Source organism: Pelagibius sp. Alg239-R121 (assembly GCF_947331435.1).
In the GTDB taxonomy this organism is placed as follows: Bacteria; Pseudomonadota; Alphaproteobacteria; order Kiloniellales; family Kiloniellaceae; genus Denitrobaculum.
In genome coordinates this window covers 666015-685470 of sequence record NZ_CAMZOF010000003.1, presented here as the reverse complement: position 1 = coordinate 685470, position 19456 = coordinate 666015, and the positions used below count along the sequence as shown (strand labels likewise).

The 19456-nt window shown below is 58.2% G+C and carries 15 protein-coding genes and 1 tRNA gene; 12 read left to right on the top strand and 4 right to left on the bottom strand.

The annotated features are described in order from the left end of the window. The first annotated feature begins 158 nt into the window (after window positions 1-158). The 3 genes from aac(6') (at window position 159) to QMZ18_RS13520 (ending at window position 3270) form a co-directional block, all read left to right on the top strand. A complete protein-coding gene (aac(6'), locus tag QMZ18_RS13530; protein ID WP_322097207.1) occupies window positions 159-605 on the top strand; it encodes an aminoglycoside 6'-N-acetyltransferase in 447 nt (148 codons plus the stop codon). 347 nt (window positions 606-952) lie between these two features. Further along, window positions 953-1369 carry a VOC family protein gene (locus tag QMZ18_RS13525; RefSeq protein WP_282606818.1) on the top strand — a complete coding sequence of 139 codons (417 nt, stop codon included), beginning with the start codon at window positions 953-955 and terminating at the stop codon, window positions 1367-1369. A gap of 359 nt (window positions 1370-1728) precedes the next feature. Continuing rightward, window positions 1729-3270: a M81 family metallopeptidase gene (locus QMZ18_RS13520; RefSeq protein ID WP_282606817.1), complete on the top strand. Its 1542-nt coding sequence runs from the start codon at window positions 1729-1731 to the stop codon at window positions 3268-3270. 235 nt (window positions 3271-3505) lie between these two features. Here QMZ18_RS13520 and meaB read toward each other — a convergent pair whose 3' ends face one another. After that, window positions 3506-4441, bottom strand: a complete 936-nt coding sequence (meaB, locus tag QMZ18_RS13515) for a methylmalonyl Co-A mutase-associated GTPase MeaB (protein WP_282606816.1) — start codon at window positions 4439-4441, stop codon at window positions 3506-3508. A gap of 94 nt (window positions 4442-4535) precedes the next feature. Continuing rightward, window positions 4536-6317 carry a gamma-glutamyltransferase gene (gene ggt / locus QMZ18_RS13510; protein WP_282606815.1) on the bottom strand — a complete coding sequence of 594 codons (1782 nt, stop codon included), beginning with the start codon at window positions 6315-6317 and terminating at the stop codon, window positions 4536-4538. Between the two features lie 159 nt (window positions 6318-6476). Between ggt and QMZ18_RS13505 the strand changes: the two genes are divergently transcribed. Next, on the top strand, window positions 6477-7319 hold the full coding sequence (locus QMZ18_RS13505; protein WP_282606814.1) for a class I SAM-dependent methyltransferase: 843 nt from the start codon (window positions 6477-6479) through the stop codon (window positions 7317-7319). 100 nt (window positions 7320-7419) lie between these two features. On the opposite strand, the gene QMZ18_RS13500 is transcribed toward QMZ18_RS13505, so the two are convergent. Next, window positions 7420-8973 (bottom strand): gamma-glutamyltransferase, encoded by a 1554-nt coding sequence (locus QMZ18_RS13500; RefSeq protein ID WP_282606813.1) that lies wholly within the window; start codon window positions 8971-8973, stop codon window positions 7420-7422. Between the two features lie 209 nt (window positions 8974-9182). On the opposite strand from QMZ18_RS13500, the gene QMZ18_RS13495 reads away from it, so the two are divergent. Beyond that, window positions 9183-9455, top strand: a complete 273-nt coding sequence (locus QMZ18_RS13495; protein WP_282606812.1) for a hypothetical protein — start codon at window positions 9183-9185, stop codon at window positions 9453-9455. A 178-nt stretch (window positions 9456-9633) separates the two neighbouring features. Next, window positions 9634-10851, top strand: coding sequence for an amidase (locus QMZ18_RS13490; protein ID WP_282606811.1), 1218 nt, complete (start codon window positions 9634-9636; stop codon window positions 10849-10851). A 24-nt stretch (window positions 10852-10875) separates the two neighbouring features. Here QMZ18_RS13490 and QMZ18_RS13485 read toward each other — a convergent pair whose 3' ends face one another. Then, entirely contained in the window at window positions 10876-11391 is a 516-nt protein-coding gene (locus tag QMZ18_RS13485; protein WP_282606810.1) for an adenine phosphoribosyltransferase, read from the bottom strand. A 535-nt stretch (window positions 11392-11926) separates the two neighbouring features. Between QMZ18_RS13485 and QMZ18_RS13480 the strand changes: the two genes are divergently transcribed. The 6 genes from QMZ18_RS13480 to QMZ18_RS13455 all read left to right on the top strand — a co-directional run bounded on the left by QMZ18_RS13480 (window position 11927) and on the right by QMZ18_RS13455 (window position 19409). Next, complete coding sequence (locus QMZ18_RS13480; RefSeq protein WP_322097206.1) at window positions 11927-12913, top strand: TAXI family TRAP transporter solute-binding subunit; 987 nt, start codon at window positions 11927-11929, stop codon at window positions 12911-12913. Between the two features lie 143 nt (window positions 12914-13056). Continuing rightward, entirely contained in the window at window positions 13057-15651 is a 2595-nt protein-coding gene (locus QMZ18_RS13475) for a TRAP transporter permease (RefSeq protein WP_282606809.1), read from the top strand. Window positions 15652-15666: 15 nt separating this feature from the next. Further along, window positions 15667-16098, top strand: coding sequence for a universal stress protein (locus QMZ18_RS13470; protein ID WP_282606808.1), 432 nt, complete (start codon window positions 15667-15669; stop codon window positions 16096-16098). A gap of 389 nt (window positions 16099-16487) precedes the next feature. Continuing rightward, window positions 16488-17603, top strand: a complete 1116-nt coding sequence (locus tag QMZ18_RS13465) for a DUF2336 domain-containing protein (protein ID WP_282606807.1) — start codon at window positions 16488-16490, stop codon at window positions 17601-17603. Window positions 17604-17975: 372 nt separating this feature from the next. After that, window positions 17976-18052, top strand: a tRNA-Pro gene (locus QMZ18_RS13460). Between the two features lie 412 nt (window positions 18053-18464). Beyond that, on the top strand, window positions 18465-19409 hold the full coding sequence (locus QMZ18_RS13455) for a metalloregulator ArsR/SmtB family transcription factor (RefSeq protein ID WP_282606806.1): 945 nt from the start codon (window positions 18465-18467) through the stop codon (window positions 19407-19409). Window positions 19410-19456 lie beyond the last annotated feature (47 nt).

Genomic DNA, 19456 nt, shown 5'->3' with positions numbered 1-19456 from the left:
CATGAAAAGCGAAACGGGCCAACGCGCCTATACAATCAAGTCATCACCAGAAGCGACTTTTTCAACGGTATCCGGACAAAGCTGACATCCCAACTGAGTGAGATCGCGTCAGCTCATACCGATTTGCGGACATTCCAGAAACCGGTCTAAATCGAGCTATGCCAATACGGATCGCGACTTCTTTGGATATCGAAGATTGGGCTGAGCTCCGCATCCAGCTTTGGAAAGACATGGCATATGACCAACACCTGGACGAAGCTGTGACGATGCTCGCTAGGCCATCTGGTGAATTCGTCGCCTTCTTGGATGTTGTCGATGGAAACGGCATTCGTGCATTTGCCGAGGCCGCGTTACGCTACGATTACGTAAACGGATGTAAGACTTCACCGGTCGCTTTCCTGGAAGGTATCTTTGTACGCCCCACAGATCGGGGGGCTGGCATCGGCAGGAATTTGTTGAAGTCGGTCCAGTCCTGGGCGCATCAGCAGGGATGCTCTGAGCTCGCATCCGACGCACATCTCGACAATGTGACAAGCCACGCGTTTCACACGGCCTTGGGCTTCGAGGAAACCGAGCGTGTCGTCTATTTTCGCAAAGCGCTATAGGACCGCTTTTGCGCTTCGACGGCATTCGTGACCTCTGCGGCATCTGTCACTATGGGCTCAAAGCGGAAGTTCGTTGCACTTTAAACCAATGACGGCAGTGCGGACAACGTGAGCTTTCGCTGCAATTGCACCAATGTCGGCTTTGGGGGAGACGTTCAACAAACGGTCGTTTTCGGTGTGATTTTGCCAGCGTACGAATGACTACTTCAAGCCCCTAGCCGCAATACGCCTAAATGGTCGATCATGCGTCGTTTCGTGTAGCGGTTATTGAGCCGAATTGTGTGCTGGCCAACCATAATGCAGTAAACTCGTTACAATAACCAAACTTCCGGAAAGGAACGCGCAGCATGATTGCCTACGTCACCGTCGGCGCTGATGACATCGCTAGCGCGAAACGGTTTTACTCTGCGTTCCTGCCAGCTCTTGATTACGGGCTGAAGGAGGGTCCTGAGGGTCTAAGCTACGCGTTGCCCGAACAACCGGGTCAATCTGCCGCTCTGCCGGATTTCTACGTTAAACCACCCTTCGATGGACGTCCGGCCTCGGCTGGGAACGGTGCTATGATCGCATTCGAGGCTCGCAGTCAAAAGCAGGTTCGTGACCTTCACTCCGCCGCGCTTGCCGCAGGCGGCTTTGACGAGGGCCAGCCGGGTTTCCGTGACTCCTATGGACCTCATTTTTATGTTGGCTACCTCCGCGACCCTCAAGGCAACAAGATCGCACTGTTCTCCAACGATCCAGCCGAACCCGGACGAGACGGATAACGCAGGTTACACGGGCGACAAAAACGCATTGTTCGCATGCCAGGCCTAGGGGCCGCGCAGCAAAGGCTCGTTTGCGGAGTGTGACGTACCTGCCTTGTTTTGCACCACCACAATCCTTGTTAAAAAACCAAAGCAGTAGTTGAAGGTTTTTTCCTCACCCATGATAGAAGCCATTCGCCGCGTTGCAGAAGATCGGTAAAATGGGCTCACAGCGGAAGCTCGTTGCACTTTGAACCAATGACGGCAGTGCGGACGAAGCAGCCTTTGGCGCCTATGGTTTGAAGGGCCGCGTAAGCTCTTGACCGTTTACATCTGCCCATGTTTCCTCACTTTGCGCATCACTTCCAAAGGGCTCACGCATGACACCTCCGAAAATCGCCCTTCTTGGTGCAATTCTCGAGTCAAATCGCTTTGCACCCCCGGCCGAGTTGGTCGACTTCACGTCGCTGACTTGGCTCGCTGGCGATGCTTTGCTGTCCGAGGCCCGCGCCACGACCCCGAAGCTTGCGACAGAATTCGCCGCGTTTGTCCGCGCGATGGATGCCACGGGAGACTGGACGCCGGTGCCGTGCATGTTGGCGGCCAGCCATCCGGCAGGTCCGGTACGCAAGGCCGTTATCGAAGAGGTTATCGCGACGTCGGAAGACATGCTACGTGCGGCTGGTCCGGTTGATGCGGTCTACATATGCAATCACGGTGCGATGGTGGCCGAACACGACCATGACCCCGACGGTTTGTTGATGTCACGCATACGCGGCGTTGTTGGACCGGATGTGCCGATCGCTGCAACGCTTGATCTACACGCGAACATCTCTGAACGCATGGTCGAGGCTTGTGACTTGATCGTCGGCTATCGAACTAATCCTCACGTGGATCAAATTGAACGCGGCGAGGAGATCGCCTTTTCGCTTCGACGGATATTGGCGTCGGGCGTTCGACCCAGGATCGCGCATGTCAAACTGCCTCTCGTGCCGGCATCGGTCACACTCTTAAGCGCCGAGCACCCCTATGGCACCTTGATCGACCTCGGTCAGCGAAGACAGGCCGAGTATCGGGGTGAGGTTCTCAACGTGTCTGTCTTTGGCAATTTCCTTTTCTCGGACACACCCGATAATGGCCTGAGCATTGTTGTCACAGCACGTGAAGACGCGCACGCGGCCAATGCTCTGGCGGTTGAGTTGGCCGACATGGCCTGGTCCTTGCGCAAGGACTTTGTTCGGCAATTGACCTCCATCGAGGAAGCCGTGGCGATTTCTTCGGGCCAAGCTTCGGGCCAAGACCGGGCGCCCGTGATTTTCTCTGATGCAGGCGACAATCCCGGCGGCGGAGGAAGTGGTCGGACGACAGAGCTATTGGCAGCCCTTCACGCGGCTGGCGTCTCAAACTGTCTTTTTGGGTCTTTCTGCGACCCCGAGCTTGCGAGCGAAGCGCACCGCGTAGGTGTCGGCAATCGGTTCAAAGCGCGCTTTAACCGGTCCTGCGATACGACGGTTTCCTGGGCGAAATGGGATCTGCCCTTCGAGGCCGACGCAGAGGTCCTGGCGCTTCATGACGGGGATGTGGTCGGCGAACGGGGCATGACGGCGGGGCGACGACTGGCTCTCGGGCCGTCCGCAGCGCTTCGCATCGGCGGTATCACCGTGGTGGTCATTACCGATCGCACGCAGACCGCCGACCCGGTGTTCTTCCACATGTTCGGACTGGACATCACGTCTGCCCGGACAGTCGTCGTCAAATCCCGAGGTCACTTCCGGGCCGGGTTTTCCAACTGGTTCTCTCCGAGCGAGGTCTTCGAAGTTGACACGGGCGGCCTGACGTCGCCGGTCCATGACCGCTGGCCGTTCACGCATCTGCCGCGCCCGAACTATCCGATGGACGAAGACACTGCATGGTCAGCGTGAACACTTTCTTTGTGGCGCATGCCGAAGCCCCGTCTGGCGGTCTCGATAACTCCGGCATGGGTCGTGAGGGCGGAAGATAGTCTATCCGCGACTATCAGATCACAAAATTGACTCACATGATTTGGACGTAAGCGGCTCTTCGTGCGAGACGCCACATCTATCTCTTTGGGCGCGTTGCCGTCATTCGATCCCACCGGATTAACCGGTCCTGCCCTTACTGAGCCGACGGGATCCGTCACTTCATCAAATCAGGGATGAGCTCACCCATGCGGTCAAAGGGTGACGCGGCCGCAGGCAACTTTAGAGTCCCTGCCTTTCGTAAGCCCTCACGGCCGAAGCGGTCGCGCACCGCGGCGCGCAGCCAGAGCTCGGCCTGGCTGTGACGTACAGCCGCAAGTCCTCCGGTTTCTCGAAGCCATGCGAGATGCCGGTCCAAGGTTTCGATAAAGTCGTCGAGGCCTCTCCGCTCGGCCGCAGCGATCGACATGACGGCTACTTTCCACTGCTCTTTCGGCTGTTCAGTAAGAGACAATGCCCCTTTGAGATCTGCGAGTGCACGCTGCGCCGCCTTTCCCATATCTGCCTTGGTAACCAGGGCAATATGCGGGATTTCGACAATACCCGCCTTCATGAATTGAAGGGAATCGCCAGAGCCCGGCTGAACGCAGAACACCACCGTATCGGCCACGCTGGCAACATCGGTCTCCGACTGGCCGACGCCGACCGTCTCGATCAGAACCACGTCGAAGACCGCGCGCATCAGAACCATGGCGGCAATGGTCAGATCGGCCAGGCCGCCGAGCCGGTCCCGCGCCGCCATGGAGCGGACGAAAACCCCTTCATCGACGGTCTCGCGCGACAGCCGGACCCGGTCACCCAGCAAAGCACCGCCCGAGCGCGTGGACGAAGGGTCAACCGCGATAACACCCACGGTCCGCCCGTCCGCGCGCAGGGCTTCGATCAGGGCGCCCATCAAAGTCGATTTGCCGACGCCGGGCGGCCCGGTCAAGCCAATGACATGCGCGCGCGGCGCAGCGTAGGCATCGCTTAAAAGCGAGAGGCTTTCGGCTGCATCAGGTCGCCGCTCGAGCTGCGCCAAGGCGCGTGCCAGCGCCGCCTTACCACCGGCGGCAACCTCTTCCAGCGACAGAGTGATTCCACTTGCGTTCATAGGGCCGCAGTTGGCCTTCACAGCCGCCCGACGTCAAGCCCCGACAGCAGTGAGACCAACCCCAGCGAAAGCTCTATGAACTTACCTGAAGGCGTCAGTCGCCTAGCACCATCCCTTCGCGCCGGGGATCTGCACCACCGACCAATTTATCCTTGGCAATGACAATGCCGTGCAGGCCGCTGTTAAGGTCGCGGACCTTAACCTCATGACCAAGGCCTTCCAGCGTTTCCTTGTAGGCCTCGGCATCGGTCCCCTGCTCCAGGTCGGTGGCCCCGTTGCGGTTGACGAAGTGCCCCAGGTCGATCGCCTTCTGGATATCCATCTCCCAGTCGAGAACGGCAACCAGGGTCTTGGCGACATAGTTGATGATCCGGCTGCCGCCCGGCGAGCCGATCAGCAGAACCGGTTCACCATCCGCGTCAAAGACGATAGTCGGCGCCATGGAGCTGCGCGGGCGTTTGCCGCCCTCGACCCGATTAGCAATCACCTTGCCATCTTTTTCCGGCGCACGGGAAAAGTCGGTCAGCTCATTGTTAAGCAGGAAGCCGCGCACCATCACCCGGCTGCCGAAGCCGGTTTCGATGGTGGTAGTCATGGAGACCGCGTTGCCATAGCTGTCACGGATCACAAAATGGCTGGTACCCGGACGTTCCAGGCCTTCATCCGGCGACCGGAGGGCTGCGTCCTTCCAAGGCGGCGTGCCGGGCGAAGCCTTGCCCATGGCGCCGTCGCGCTTGATCAGGCCGGCGCGGTCCGAAAGGTAATCGGCATCCAGCAATCCCTTGGTCGGCATGCGCACAAAGTCGCTATCCGCCATATAGAGCCCGCGGTCGGCATAGGCCAGCTTACCGGCCTCGGCAAAGAGATGCGCGGCTTCCGGCCCCGGTCCCATCGCGGGCAGATCGAAGTGGCTCAGTATGTTCAGAATCTGACCGACCGTCAGCCCACCCGAGGTCGGCGGCCCCATGCCGCAAACTTTGTGAGCACGATAGTCCGTACAGACAGGGTCCCGCTGTTTAACGTCGTAGTTGGCAAAATCCTCAAGCGTCAGGATGCCCGGATTTTCAGTCGTCGCAGCAACCGCAGCCACGATGTCCTTGGCGATATCGCCTTTATAGAAAACATCCGCGCCGCCTTCGGCAACCGCCCGCAGGGTAGCCGCGAACTCAGGGTTCTTCAGCAGGCTTCCGGCCTCCTTGGGCGTGCCGTCATCCTTGAAGAAGTAGGCCTTTGCAACGGGGAATTTATCCAGTCCCTTTTCCTGAGCGCCCGCGATCGATTTTGCCATGCGCGGAGAAATTTCAAAGCCGGCGTCCGCCAAACCGATAGCCGGTTGTAACAGGTCGCTCCAGGAGGTCTTACCGTGCTTGCCGTGCGCAACTTCAAAAAGCCGCAGGGTGCCCGGTACGCCGACTGAACGGCCGCCGACCACAGCCTCCCAGAAGCCTTTGGGCGTCCCGTCTTCCTTGAGAAAATACTCAGGTGTCGCTGCGGCAGGTGCTTTCTCGCGGCCGTCATAGGTTTCAAGCGTCTTGGTAGTCGCATCCCAGTAAAGCAGAAAGGCGCCGCCACCGATTCCGGACGATTGAGGCTCGACGAGATTGAGCATCATCTGTACGGCAACCGCGGCGTCGATGGCCGTGCCACCGGCTTTGAGAACATCGTAGCCCGCCTGGGCGGCGAGCGGATTTGCGGCGGAAACCATGAAGTCCTTCGCAGCCACCGATTCTTTCGATAGGCGCCCCGTCCCGCTCTCCGGTTGTGGGTCCTGAGCCTGCGCTCCTCCAATCCCCAGGGAGGCGGCGAGTGCCAGCGCAGCGAGGCCTCGGCGCAGCGATAGGCTCCTTTGCCCTGTTACGAGTTGATTTTCCGTCATAATCCCAACCTCCAGAAAACGGCCAATTTGGCACTTGTCGCCGACCAGATAGTTTTTCACACTTGGATCTGCTTGTCAGTCTTGGGATTCGCGGTCTGCGGGTAAAAGCAGTTGTTACGGATCCAGCCTGACTCCAAACCTGTGGCGATGGATGGTGTCATGATGGATCTAGTTCATTCGCACTACGCCCGCTTCGGCGTTCTGACCCAACGCTTGCTGGCAGCCCTCTCCGACGCGGGCCTTACGTCTTCGGCATTGAGAGGCGGCGATCTGGCGGCGCTGGATCAGTTTCATGTCGGCGGCCGCCGGGCGAGCGAAGACTTGGCCCACCTGCTGTCGCCCCGGGCCGGCACGAAGATCCTGGATCTGGGCAGCGGAATCGGCGGCTCGGCCCGGTTGCTTGCCGAGGAATATGCCTGCGAGGTCGTAGGATTGGATCTGACCGAGGTCTACTGTCAGACGGCCCGTGCGCTGGGTACGGAGACCGGGCTTCAATGGTCGCTGCATTTTCTTTGCGGTAACGCGCTTTCCCTGCCCTTCGCCGACAACAGCTTCGACGCCGTTTGGAGCCAGGACGTCGCGGTAAACGTTGCGGACAAAAATGCGCTTTACCGCGAAATCGTCCGTGTGCTGAAGCCCGGCGGGAAGCTCGCCATCAACGACATTGTTGCGAGTGGTTCAGGCGCGCTTCAATTCCCCCTGCCCTGGGCACCGGAACCAAGATGGAATCACCTGCTGGACGCCGACGCTCTCCGGCACTGCATCCTGGACAGAGGCCTACAGCAGGTCGCTTGGCAGGATAAAACGCAGGAGGCGAAAATATGGGACACCGCGTCCCGTCGTCAGGCCCTGCCCACGAGTGAACAGACCGGCCGCGTGCCGCCGCCGATGGGCGCGCAACAGACCTTCGGACCGGACTTCAAGCTTATGACCGATAATCTGTTACAGGCGCTCGAAGATGGTGTTATCGAGGTTGTTCAGGCGGTCTTCAGGAAGCCCTGAATCCGCTCCGCCTCACTTGATTGGCGTCGTTTCACCGGGATGACAGATCACCTGTGATTCCGTCTAACATCAACGCTCCTTGGTATAACCAGGAACCACTCTAGAGAACACGCGCCGCCCCGCCCCGCCTTGGATCGCCCGCGGCGGATAGAGCGCCGTTTGCCGCACGGTGCACGGAGTGGACACCGCCAAAGAAGAGGTTGTGCTCGGGCCAGTTCAAGGCCCGTGTGACTAGATCGCCCATGCCTGCCACATCAGGCGCCTCCAGGCCGCCCTCCAGATTGGCAACGCCGCCCTCGACATGCAGCCTGGGTGCTTCGACTGCCTCGCGCAAAGGCAGGCCGCGGTCGATCAGATTGATGAGAACCTGCAGGATCGCGGTACGGATGCGGTTGGAGCCGCCGGAGCCGAGTCCGATCAGGCTGCCGTCGCCTCGGGTTGCGACGGTCGGCGCCATCATCGACGACATTCTGCATCCTTCCTGCCAGCCGCTCATTCCTCCGGGATTGAGATCTTCTTCACCCAGCATGTTGTTCAGCATCACACCGGTGCCCGGCAGAATGTGGCCGCAGCCCTCGCCATTGGACAGTGACATCGCCGCGACGTTGCCCTCGGCGTCCACCACGCTGATGTGCGTGGTGCCCCGGTCCGCCCGTGGCGCTGCGGCGACTTCCGCGCGGTAACGCGCCAGCAGATCCGGTGCATAGAGCCGCCGGGCCGCTTCCCCCTCGACATTAAGGTTCTGGTCGAGCGCGGTCTGCATCCTGGCCCGGTTGGTCAGGGCCATCACCCGCCCCAGCGACGTGAGCCGGGCACCCTCGTCCTGCGTCTCCGCTTCCATCGAGGACAGGAGTTCGAGGGCAAAGCCAATCAAAATGCCGCCTGCGGACGGCGGCGGATTGGTCAGTATCTCCGCGTCGCGGTAACGCCGTGCGATCGGCTGCCGGCACTTGACGTCGTATCCGGAGAGATCTTCCTGCGTCAGGTGCCCGCCCTGGTCTGCACAGCCTTCGAGGAGGAGACGGCCCAGATCGCCGCCGCCGTAGAGCAGGTCTTCGCCTTCGCGCAGCAGAGCCTCGAAACTATCCGCCAGGTTCGGCTGCCGCTGGCGGTCGCCCGTCGTTATGAGCGCGCCGTCGTCCTTCGTGTAAAGCGCGCGGGCCTCGGCTTCCGCAACAAGAATAGGCGAGACCACCTCGATCAGGTAGGCGTCCACGGGCCGCAGCACCACGCCCTCGCGGGCGAGCCGGATGGCGGGCTCCAAAATGCGCTTAAGGGGGACACTTCCGAGGTCCTTATGGACCCTGAAAAGGCCCTTGATCTGCCCGGGTGTTGCAGCGGAACCCAGTCCGATGTGGAATTCTTGCGTCGCCGTGCCGAAATCCGCATGAATCGGGTAAAACGACGTCTCTTCCGCCGGCCGCCTCCGCCCCGGCGTATCCACAAAAAAATCATAAACCGTTGCAGAACCGTCCGCAGGGCGTGCCAGGAGGAAGCCCCCTCCAGCGAGCGAAGAGAAAATCGGCTCGGCAACACAGGAAGCGGCAAGACCGGCAAGCACGGCATCGAAGGCATTTCCACCGTCCGACAATATTTCTTCGACCGCGGCGGCAGTTGCGGGGTGACCGCAAGCGACGGCGCCGTGATTGCTCATATCTTCCCCCCAGTTTCCATGGCCTCAAAGGTTCTGCACTTGGTATGAATCGGCCGGTCTTCTGGCATGTCCGGGATTGGATGTCGAGCCCTGCGATTTACCATGACGCCCCAATATTGCCACGTTTGATAACTAGGTTTCAGGTCTGTATATTCGCGCAACGCCCCACGGCAGGCATTTTGCCTTATCCAGGAAAGGATCTCTTCGCCATGCGTCGCGGACTTTTAATCTTAAGTTTGACGGCTTGCGTCCTGCTCATGGGATTGCCATCGGCTCAGGCGCAGGACGAAAAAGACCCCAGCGAACTGGCCCGGGAAAGCGTCGAATTGATGATGCGGTCGCTCAACCTGCTGATTGAGCGCATCCCGCAATACGAGCTACCGGAAATCAACGAAAACGGCGACATCATTATCCGGCGTAAACGCAGCACCGCAAAGCCGAAAAATGAAGACGATTCGGATTTGGAAAAGACCCGCATCTGATCGTTTGAAAGGTCCTCTGCTGCGCGGCAAAAGATAGCACCTGTCCCAGTCGGCACCACGCTTGACAGTCAGAGCGAAAAGCTGAAGCTTTGGTTTCGCCTGGACTGCGCGCGAGTTCGATGCGGTTCTGCCCAAACCACAGAAACCAGTCCTTCCGGGCTGACAGCGGACGTAAAAAATGATCGACAGTCTGGGTGCCTTCCTACCTGACAGCAATGTCAACTTAGCCGGTGCGGACGACGGTCCCTTGCGCGGTGTCACCTTCGCCGCAAAGGATATTTACGACATTGCCGGTCACGTGACCGGGTGTGGAAATCCTGATTGGGCACAGAGTCATGCCGCCGCCACCATGACGGCACCAGCGGTCCAACGCTTGCTCGATGCCGGCGCCTATCTGGTCGGCAAAACCATTACGGACGAGCTGGCGTACAGCCTGAACGGTCAGAATCATCACTACGGCACGCCTTCCAACTCGAACGCGCCTGGCCGGATCCCGGGCGGCTCGTCGAGCGGGTCCGCGTCTGCTGTGGCCGGCGGACTGGTCGATACCGCTTTGGGCAGCGATACCGGCGGTTCGATCCGCACACCCGCCAGCTATTGTGGCCTCTACGGCCTGCGTCCGACCCATGGCCGTATTCCGCTGGATAATGTAATGCCGTTGGCGCCGAGTTTCGATACTGTCGGGTGGTTCACGCGCGACGCAGAATTGCTGCGCCGTGTGGGCGAGGTGCTGTTCGAGGAAGCGGTGGACAGCACGGCAGCACCAACCCATCTTCTGATCGCCGAAGACGCCTTTGCGCTCGCGGAACCCGACGTCCGCACAGCTTTAGAACCTTTCGTCCAGAAGCTGGAAGCCCGCCTGACTGCAGGAAAAGGCATGATCCTGGGTGAACCCGGCGGAGGACTGGGCGAATGGATGTGGCGCTTCCGAAAGATTCAGGCGAGCGAGATCTGGCGAGTTCACGGCGACTGGATCGAGGCGCAAAAACCTGCGTTCGGGCCTGAGATAGCCGAGCGCTTTGCCTGGGCACAATCGGTCGACCCTGGAGAAGCCGCCGATGCTTCAACTGCGCGGCAAGAATTCACGGCTAGGATCGATGCTATAATACCGGCCGACACACTGCTCTGCCTGCCCAGCACGCCAGGGATTGCACCGCTGGTTTCCGCAAGCACCGAATCCTTGCTGGAGCACCGCGGAAGCGTATTGAGCCTGAATTCCATCGCCGGATTGAGCGGGCTGCCTCAGGTCACTCTGCCCCTGGCAACGGTTTCCGGGTGTCCGGTGGGCCTATCACTGATCGCCGGGCGCAACGCCGATATGGCGTTGCTGGCTTTCGCGGAGGCCTTCACGCACGATATGACAAACGCAGAGCTCGAACCCCGCTTCGGTCTTTGATGACCGAATTACAGTTCGCTGGATTCAGTCGTCGTACTGGATCAAGGTTGTCACAGGCATATCGAGGCCTTCACGCCCCTTCAAAAAAGCCAGCTCGATGATGCAGGCAGCAGCACGAACGTCCGCACCGCTTTGACGCAGTAATTCGGCCGCAGCTCTCATTGTACCGCCGGTCGCCAGCAGATCGTCGAGCAGAACAACCCGTTGTCCGGGATGGAAAGCATCCGCCTGGACCTCGATCGTGTCCGAACCATATTCAAGGTCGTAGGTGTAGGGGATGGTTTTGCCAGGCAGCTTGCCTTTCTTGCGGACCATCGCGAAGCCCAATCCGAGTTTCAGCGCAAGGGGTGCCGCAACGAGGAAGCCACGCGACTCGATCCCTGCAAGAATGTCGGGCTTGTGTTCCATAACCGCATCGGCAAGGCGCTCGACCGTCGCCTGCCAAGCCTTCGGATGCGCTAAGAGCGTCGAAATGTCGTAAAACAGAATTCCGGGTTTCGGGAAATCCGGAATGGAGCGAATGTGTTGTTTTAGATCCATAGTGTCAGATAGTCCCCACGAAGAATTTGATCGAAATCGGAATCCTATTTTTTTGCATACACGAGGGCGATCATCCCTCGCACCGTCCCCCTCCAATCGACGATCAGAGCTCTTTGCAGAATTCTCGTCTCGCGCGACACCTATAGGGAGCAAGCCTTCATTCCTACAGAGGCTGCCGCAGGGTGGCAATGGGGAGCTGGTTAAATTCAATCACTATCGAGACGACTTTTACTCTCTGCAGGCGTGCCGACTTCGACAAGCCTGATCGCCAAGGTGGTATAGGCTTCGCCGTATGGCTGAATGCAGTGCAACATACTTAGGACTGGCGCACGCCTGGGGAAGTATGTTCAAATTGGTAAACAAGCGCACACAAACAAGATGCGTAAACAACAAAACTGGGTGCAGGGAATGCAGAAAAATCAACAGCTTGCTTCGGCTCGGCGAACACGACTCTGCGCGTTGTGTCGTGCGGGCTGCTCTGCCCTGTTGAGCAGGTTCAATCGAATTACAAGGTCATAAACGGGAGAAAGACCCAATGAGAAAATTTGCGTTTAAGACAGCGGTCGTAAGTGTCGCCATGGGCGCGCTGATCGGTCTTGGCATGAGCGCGTCGACGGCGTCAGCAGAAGACAAATTCGTTACGATCGGCACCGGCGGGCAGACCGGTGTGTACTATGTGGTCGGCGGCTCGATCTGTCGTCTGGTCAATCGCGGAACCAAGAATCACAACATTAAGTGTACCCATACGACGGGTGGTTCCGTGGCCAATATCAACGGTGTTCGTGCCGGCGACCTGAACATGGGCGTCGCGCAATCCGACTGGCAGTACCATGCTTACAATGGAACGGCACCGGACAAATTCCCCGATGGCGCTTTCAAGGATTTACGGGCTGTATTCTCGGTTCATCCCGAGCCCTTCACCGTGGTTGCCCGTGCCGATTCGGGAATTAAGACCTTTGAAGATCTGAAGGGCAAACGCGTGAACGTCGGGAACCCCGGTTCCGGTCAGCGTGGCACGATGGAAGTCGTCATGAAGGAAATGGGCTGGACGATGGACGATTTTAAGCTCGCTTCAGAGTTAAAGTCGGCTGAACAGTCCCAGGCACTTTGTGACAACAAGATCGATGCCATGGTCTTCACCGTTGGACACCCCAGCGGTTCGATCAAGGAAGCCACGACCTCCTGCGAGTCGATTCTGGTTCCGGTGACCGGCCCGGCCATCGATAAGCTGGTCAACGACAATGCTTACTATGCGACGGCAACTGTTGCTGGCGGCACCTACACCGGAACCGACAGCGATACGGAGACTTTTGGTGTCGGCGCGACCTTCGTGACCTCCACTGCGACGGACGAAGAAACCGTCTATCAGATGGTGAAGGCCGTGTTCGACAACTTCGATCGCTTTAAGAAACTGCATCCGGCATTTGCCAATCTGGAGCCGGGAAAGATGATCAAGAATAACCTGTCCGCACCTCTGCATGACGGCGCGGTCAAGTACTACAAGGAAAAAGGCTGGATGTAATTCCAGCGTGAACGGGCGGGGCTTCGACCCCGCCCGTTTCCTTTATACCCTCTGTTCCGATGTGATTGGCGAGCATGAGGGCCAAGCTGAATTTCATTAAAATAATAAACTCACGACGTATCGCAAAAATACCGGGGGCACACATGAGCGACGATAAGACAACGGGCACTCCGATGTCGGATGACGAACTCCAGGACTTGGTTGCCGCAACCGATACCGGAGCGCGAAATCCAACCGGACCGGCTGCCAAGATTATTCTGGGTGCTGCGCTGATCTGGTCTTTGTTCCAGCTTTGGATCGCCTCTCCGCTTCCCTTCATTTTCGGCGGCGTGTTCAATACGACTGAGTCCAGGGCCATTCATCTGGCGCTCTCAGTGTTTCTCGCCTTTTTGGCCTATCCCGCTCTCAAGCGCTCGCCCCGCGATCATATCCCAATTCAGGATTGGGTCCTTGCGATCGTCGCGGCTCTGGCAGCTGCCTACAATTTCCTCTTTTACACAGAAATTTCGTCGCGTCCGAACAACCCCAATATGACGGACATCATCGTCGCCTGCGTCGGTGCCGTGACCCTGTTGGAGGCGACAAGGCGTGCCCTCGGTCCGCCGCTGATGATCGTTGCGATCGTATTTCTGATCTATACCTTCGGCGGTCCGCATATGCCGGGAATTCTCGCCTGGAAGGGCGCAAGCTTTGGCGCCGTTGCCTACCATCAGTGGCTCTCATCCGAAGGTGTCTTCGGGATCGCGCTTGGTGTTTCCACCAGTTTCGTCTTCCTTTTCGTCTTGTTTGGCGCGCTGCTCGATAAGGCCGGCGCCGGGAATTACTTCATCAAGGTGGCCTTCTCGCTCCTGGGTCATTACCGCGGCGGTCCCGCAAAAGCAGCTGTGGTCGCCTCGGCTATGACCGGCCTGATCTCAGGCTCCTCGATCGCAAATGTCGTCACAACCGGTACCTTCACCATTCCCATGATGAAACGGGTCGGTTTCTCTCCTGAAAAAGCAGGGGCCGTCGAGGTTGCCTCCTCAGTCAATGGCCAGATCATGCCACCTGTCATGGGGGCAGCCGCCTTCCTGATGGTCGAATATGTGGGGATCTCATATTTTGAAGTGGTCACCCACGCCTTTGTCCCGGCGCTGATCTCCTACATCGCGCTGGTCTATATCGTTCACCTCGAAGCCATGAAGGCTGACATGCAGGGTTTGCCGCGTCGCGGTGCGCCAACGCCTCTCATGAAATTCCTGGTGATGACCGCGTTTGGCATCGCCCTCGTCTGCGGCTTGTCCATCGCGGTCTACTATGGGCTGGGTTGGATCAAACCACTTGCAGGTGATGCCGCCGGCTTCGTAATTGCCGGTCTGCTTGCAATTGTCTACGTGACGCTGGTCCGCTTTTGCTCCAAGTACCCGGAACTCGAACTCGACGATCCTGATTCACCCGTCGTCGAACTGCCGGAGGTTGGACCGACGGTGAAGTCGGGACTGCATTTTATCCTGCCTGTAATCGTGCTGATCTGGTGCCTGATGGTCGAGCGGCTCTCACCGGGCCTTTCCGCCTTCTGGGCAACGGCTTTCATGATTTTCATTCTGATTACCCAACGGCCGCTCTTTGCAATGTTCCGCGGGATCAGCAGCCTCGGTGGTCATGTGCAGCAAGGCTGGTCAGAACTGATCGACGGACTGATTGCCGGCGCAAGAAACATGATCGGCATCGGCATCGCGACAGCTACGGCCGGCATCATCGTTGGCGCCGTTTCTCAAACCGGCGTCGGATTGGTCCTTGCTGAACTGGTCGAGATTCTGTCGTTTGGCAACATTATGCTCATGTTGTTGCTCACAGCCGTTCTCAGCCTAATCCTCGGTATGGGACTGCCCACGACGGCCAACTACATCGTGGTCTCTTCCCTGCTGGCCCCCGTCATCGTCCAACTCGGACAGGATGCCGGATTGATCGTGCCTCTGATCGCGGTACATCTCTTCGTGTTCTATTTCGGCATTATGGCTGATGTGACGCCACCGGTCGGGCTTGCGTCCTTCGCTGCAGCTGCAGTTTCGGGCGGGGATCCTATCAAGACTGGTTTCGTCGCGTTCTTCTACAGCTTGCGGACCGCAGCCCTGCCGTTCCTTTTCATCTTTAACACCGACTTGCTTCTGATCAATGTGAGCTGGGTCGGCGGCATTATCGTCTTCATAACGGCAACGGCGGCCATGCTTGTCTTTGCGGCGGCAACGCAGGGCTATTTCCTGGCCCGCAACCGTGCCTATGAATCGGTTCTCTTGCTCTTGATCGCCTTTACCTTGTTCCGCCCGGGTTTCTGGATGGACATGGTTTCTCCGCCAAACATCGAGACGGCGCCGAACCAGATCGTTCAAGTCGCCGATAAGATGGCGCCCGGTCAGAAACTCCGCCTGAGAGTGGATGGCGAGGACGCAGTTGGCGAACCACGAAGCTTCGTCGCTCTCCTGCCGTTGGGCGAAGGTGAAACCGGCGAAGACCGCTTGTTTAATGCCGGTCTGGAGCTTCTTGTCGATGGCGAAGATGTCGAGGTTGACAATGCTGCTTTCGACAGCGCAGCGCAGGCTGCCGGCCTCGACTTTGGTCAAAAGATCAGAATCGTTTTTGAGCCGGTAGATCAGCCTCCAAAGCAGCTGATGTATATTCCGGCCCTGATCGTCCTCGGCCTGATCATCATGATGCAACGAGGCCGGCGGAAAAAAGATCTTTCCATTGCTGCGGCATAACAGGAGCAAAAAAACATGTTTAACAACATCCTGCTGGCCGTCGACTTGAGCGATCCCAAGAGCCAGGAAAAAGCGTTGGAAGCCTCACTGTTGCAGGCGAAATTATCAGGGGCATCGCTGCACATCATGACCGTCGTGCCGGATTTCGGCATGAGCATGGTGGGTTCCTTTTTTCCCAAGGACTACGAAGCACAGGCGTTGGAGGAAGCCAACAAGCAGCTTCACGCCTATGTTTCGGAGAAAGTGCCTGACGATGTGTCTGTGCGGCACATTGTTGGTCATGGCACGATCTACGAGGAAATTCTTAAGTATGCAGGCGAATCTGAGGCGGACTTGATCGTCATGTCTTCACATCGCCCTGAGCTAAAAGATTACCTGCTCGGTCCGAATGCGGCCCGCGTGGTGCGACATGCCAAGATGTCAGTCATGGTGGTGCGCGGAGATTAACCTTCGCCAAGGGCCGTTCCGGGCAGCGGCAAGGAATTGCCCGGCTCATTCAGGGCAGTGTGCCGCACGGCAGGAATGTGATCACGACCCATGAGTAGATCCGGGTTAAACGGCATTGCCACAAGCGATCTGTCGTCCCGATGATTCTGCTCTAACCATGTGAACCCGCTCCAGACACCCTGTCAGCGCCGATTGGGTATCGATTACTCTTTCTGCATCATAGGGTTAGAGTGACACTGCATCAGATGTAACGCAGCCTTTTCGAGTGTTAAACATGCCTTAACTCACCCTTCGCTATACTGAGATCGAATTTTCGCTACAAGGTGCAGAACCGGCACTACCGTGGGTTCTATCGCCGAGCGAAGTGATGATTACAGGTAGTGGGCCCCATGACACGCAGCCTAACGCAAGCCGACGTCGCCAAACTTATGGCGGACCCTTCCCCGAAAGTCCGTGCTGAGACGACCGGGAAAATCGCCAGCCAGTTCGCCGACCAAGAACTGGGTGAAGCCGAACGTAAGATCGCCGAAGACATCTTTCGTGCGCTTGTCAAAGACGTTGAACTCTCGGTTCGAGAGACTTTGGCCGCCCACTTAAAGACGAGCCGCGATCTGCCGCACGATGTCGCATTGGCAATGGCGAAGGACGTTGACTCCGTTGCCTTGCCGATCCTGAAATTCTCGGATGTCCTGACGGATGACGACCTGGTGGAAATCGTATCCGGTGACGATGCCGCCAAACAGGTCGCCGTTGCTCAGCGCTCCATCGTTTCCTCTTCAGTGGCGGACGCCCTGATCGATACCGGCAACGAAAAGGCTGTTGCCCGACTGGTTTCCAACGAGGGCGCCGATCTGAACGAGACGGCACTCGATCGGGTCATGAACAACTACAAGAACAGCGATGCCGTGTCTGATTCCATGGCGCGCCGGCCAACCTTGCCGGCTGCGATCGCCGAACAATTGGTCTCGGCGCTGACCGACCAATTGCAGGATTACATGGTCAAGAACCATGACCTGCCCTCCGACAAGGCGCATAACCTGATCCTCCAGGCGCGCGAACGGGCTACAGTTACTCTGCTGAAAGACGGTTCGAGCGATGCCGAACTGATCCAGCTTGTACGCCAACTCAACCGAAGCCAGCGCCTCTCGTCCTCGCTGATCCTGCGTGCACTCTGCACTGGAGACATCAAGTTCTTCGAGTACGCCATGGCCGAGTTGGCTCAGATTCCGGTCAAGAACGCCCGCAAGCTGATCCACGACGACGGCAAACTCGGACTGGAATCAGTTTACAAAAAAGCTCAGCTTCCCATCGTTCTTCTGCCGGCGGTGCGTGCCTGCGTGGAACTGATGAACGAAACCGACTATGACGGCGGCAGCAACGATCGCAACCGTTTCACCAACCGGATCCTGGAACGAGTCCTCACACAATTCGAAGATCCTTCGAGCAAAATGACCGAAGACGATCTGGAATACCTGATGACCAAACTGGACCAGTACGCGGCGTAACCTCCCCCTCTCGGTAAACCTGGGGCCTCTCGGTAGAACCTGGCGAAAAGATACGGCGCAGCCCACAAAGGCTGCGCCGTTTTCTTTTTTGACCCCTGCCGCAACGAACGGATTGGGTGAGCGAATTCAGTCAGCTATCGCGCGTTCAAGTCAAGTAACCGAGATCTTTCCAGATCCGAGTCCCCGCGGAACCCGGCAAACCAGGGACATTGGGTTCAAGAAAGTTCGGGCGGATCTTTCCGCCCAACCCAAGACTTCAAGCCGGACAAATCCCGCCTGAGAACCGGCCTCTAACTCCGTGATGATTTTCTGACGGCAACTTCACAGTATCGTTGCCAAATAAACACGAGCGAGCTATAACCGCCGCGGCTCCGGGGAGTAGCTCAGCCTGGTAGAGCACTACGTTCGGGACGTAGGGGCCGGAGGTTCGAATCCTCTCTCCCCGACCAAACAAAATCCAGGACATTTGATGACTTCGGGCGCCGCGCCCTCCTGCGACAGAGCTTCTGGAGCCACGCCGCATTTGGCTACCCAGCGGCCAATTCGCCGTCTCCTCACATGAACGCCGACCCCCAAAACAGAAGCAAACGACCGCTTGCCCGGCACCAAATTCGTGGCCAAACCCGCCTTCATAAGCTGCCTCTGGCTTACGCCGTCACCTAGATCCTCCGAAAACGGCCGGAGTTGAGCCCGACGTAAACCTGAGACCTGCAATAACCCTCAGGCCTTTGAACCAATTGGTTTTTGAGGCAATCCGGAGGTTTTTTGAGGCGTCGATTTTCATCTGTTTGATCTTGACATAAAGATATCTTTATATCTACATTAGCACAATATTAATGCCCAACGACGAAGATCGCCGACATGGAAACACTTCTCTCCGCTCTGAAAGCCGCCGGCGAGGCCACCCGCCTCCGCCTCCTCGCTCTCTGCGCGCACAGTGATCTGACCGTATCGGACCTCACGTCGATCCTCGGTCAGAGCCAGCCCCGGGTTTCACGGCATCTCAAATTGCTGTGCGACGGCGGCCTGCTGGACCGGTCGCGAGAAGGCAGCTGGGTCTATTTCCGGCTCACTACACACGGCACGGGTGCGGAAATTGCGCGCACGCTGGTGGATGCAATCCCTTCAAACGACGCGACCCTGACCCGCGATCTTGAACGGCTGGAGCGTATTCGCCGGGCCCGCAGCGAGCGGGCATCGGACTACTTCCGCCGCAATGCTGAACAGTGGGACCAGATCCGCTCGCTTTATGTCGATGAGCAGGAGGTTGAGCAAAAACTCCTGGAGCTGCTCCCGGATGAGAGAATCGGTGATCTGCTGGACGTTGGAACCGGAACCGGCCGGGTGATTGAGCTGTTCGCTCCCCGGGTGACAAAGGCAGTCGGCATCGACATGTCCAGAGAGATGCTGATGGTGGCTCGAGCGAACATCGAGCGTGCTTCCTTACGTAATTGCACCGTCAAGCAAGGCGATATGTATCAGCTGCCGGTTCAGAGCGGCAGCTTCGACGCCGTCACCTTGCATCAGGTTTTGCATTTCGCCGAAACGCCCACCGAGGTGCTGGCCGAGGCAGCGCGCGCGCTGCGCCCCGGCGGCAAACTGATCCTGGTCGATTTCCAGGCGCACGAACTGGACTACCTGCGCGACGAGCATTCTCACCGCTGGCTCGGCTTTCGTGACGCCGACGTCAAAGACTGGTGCGCAGATGCAGGATTGATTGCCAGTCAGTATGTCGAACTGCCCGGCGAACCCTTGACAGTGGGCATTTGGACCGCGGAACGGCCAAAGGTGGATCAAGTGCATTGATCAAAGGACGTCACTTCATATTTCACACTTCCAGCTAACGCGCCCCT

Excerpts from the sequence above, each read along its gene's own strand:
- QMZ18_RS13470 (WP_282606808.1), top strand. The coding sequence starts at position 15,667 with ATGTTTAACAACATCCTGCTGGCCGTCGACTTGAGCGATCCCAAGAGC.
- QMZ18_RS13480 (WP_322097206.1), top strand. The coding sequence starts at position 11,927 with ATGAGAAAATTTGCGTTTAAGACAGCGGTCGTAAGTGTCGCCATGGGC.
- QMZ18_RS13455 (WP_282606806.1), top strand. The coding sequence starts at position 18,465 with ATGGAAACACTTCTCTCCGCTCTGAAAGCCGCCGGCGAGGCCACCCGC.
- QMZ18_RS13505 (WP_282606814.1), top strand. The coding sequence starts at position 6,477 with ATGATGGATCTAGTTCATTCGCACTACGCCCGCTTCGGCGTTCTGACC.
- QMZ18_RS13495 (WP_282606812.1), top strand. The coding sequence starts at position 9,183 with ATGCGTCGCGGACTTTTAATCTTAAGTTTGACGGCTTGCGTCCTGCTC.
- QMZ18_RS13520 (WP_282606817.1), top strand. The coding sequence starts at position 1,729 with ATGACACCTCCGAAAATCGCCCTTCTTGGTGCAATTCTCGAGTCAAAT.
- QMZ18_RS13500 (WP_282606813.1), bottom strand. The coding sequence starts at position 8,973 with ATGAGCAATCACGGCGCCGTCGCTTGCGGTCACCCCGCAACTGCCGCC.
- QMZ18_RS13485 (WP_282606810.1), bottom strand. The coding sequence starts at position 11,391 with ATGGATCTAAAACAACACATTCGCTCCATTCCGGATTTCCCGAAACCC.
- QMZ18_RS13525 (WP_282606818.1), top strand. The coding sequence starts at position 953 with ATGATTGCCTACGTCACCGTCGGCGCTGATGACATCGCTAGCGCGAAA.
- QMZ18_RS13475 (WP_282606809.1), top strand. The coding sequence starts at position 13,057 with ATGAGCGACGATAAGACAACGGGCACTCCGATGTCGGATGACGAACTC.
- ggt (WP_282606815.1), bottom strand. The coding sequence starts at position 6,317 with ATGACGGAAAATCAACTCGTAACAGGGCAAAGGAGCCTATCGCTGCGC.
- QMZ18_RS13465 (WP_282606807.1), top strand. The coding sequence starts at position 16,488 with ATGACACGCAGCCTAACGCAAGCCGACGTCGCCAAACTTATGGCGGAC.
- meaB (WP_282606816.1), bottom strand. The coding sequence starts at position 4,441 with ATGAACGCAAGTGGAATCACTCTGTCGCTGGAAGAGGTTGCCGCCGGT.
- QMZ18_RS13490 (WP_282606811.1), top strand. The coding sequence starts at position 9,634 with ATGATCGACAGTCTGGGTGCCTTCCTACCTGACAGCAATGTCAACTTA.